The following is a 466-nucleotide window of genomic DNA, read 5'->3' on the forward strand; positions in this document are numbered from 1 at the left end:
CAACTGAGCTAAGTAGCCAATAATGAATTTTATGTATTCACTATTTTATCTCTAATTAAAGAGAAATAATGGTGCGGTCGGAGAGACTTGAACTCTCACACCTCTCGGCGCCAGAACCTAAATCTGGTGCGTCTACCAATTCCGCCACGACCGCAGCAAGTCTTTTACTCTGACTAAGAGTATAGTTAAGAAGACTATTGGTAAGTCTAAATAACGTTGTAATGGCTGGGCTACCTGGATTCGAACCAGGGAATGCTGGCATCAAAAGCCAGTGCCTTACCGCTTGGCGATAGCCCAACAGTGATATCATTTAAGATATCTAAATAATGGTGCGGTCGGAGAGACTTGAACTCTCACACCTCTCGGCGCCAGAACCTAAATCTGGTGCGTCTACCAATTCCGCCACGACCGCAGCAAGTCTTTTACTCTGACTAAGAGTATAGTTAAGAAGACTATTGGTAAGTCT

General features: G+C 44.0%; 3 tRNA genes. All 3 read right to left on the minus strand.

The window, feature by feature from the left end:
• Positions 1-69: 69 nt before the first annotated feature.
• A tRNA-Leu gene (locus tag FCV43_RS20290) sits at positions 70-154 on the minus strand.
• Between the two features lie 68 nt (positions 155-222).
• Positions 223-297, minus strand: a tRNA-Gln gene (locus tag FCV43_RS20295).
• Between the two features lie 30 nt (positions 298-327).
• Positions 328-412: transfer RNA gene (locus FCV43_RS20300), tRNA-Leu, on the minus strand.
• Positions 413-466: the final 54 nt, after the last annotated feature.

This window comes from Vibrio genomosp. F6, assembly GCF_005146325.1.
Taxonomy (GTDB): Bacteria; Pseudomonadota; Gammaproteobacteria; order Enterobacterales; family Vibrionaceae; genus Vibrio; species Vibrio cortegadensis.